The following is a 266-nucleotide window of genomic DNA, read 5'->3' as shown; positions in this document are numbered from 1 at the left end:
GGGAATGGCCGGAAGTGAAGAAATCACTCGAAGAGAAAATGAATAAATATTCGGAATAATGTCAGGTTGAGCCAAAAGAACCTCAGAGGGTACAATGAATGTATCTTACTGAGGGGGTATAAAATAATGAATAAATTAAATGTTTCTATTATAGGTGTACCAATGGACCACGGGCAAATGCGCCGCGGCGTCGACATGGGGCCAAGTGCCATCCGTTACGCAGGCGTTGTAGACCGAATCGAAAATCTCGGGCATGCAGTAAACGA

The 266-nt window shown here is 44.4% G+C and carries 1 protein-coding gene; it reads left to right on the top strand.

Translation table 11 applies throughout. The features are described from left to right. Nucleotides 1-126: 126 nt before the first annotated feature. Nucleotides 127-266: arginase family protein (locus tag SB775_RS30240; protein ID WP_410864943.1), on the top strand; the 140-nt coding region annotated here is incomplete at its 3' end.

Source organism: Peribacillus sp. SIMBA_075, assembly GCF_046534585.1.
This window is presented reverse-complemented; position numbering and strand designations above follow the sequence as displayed.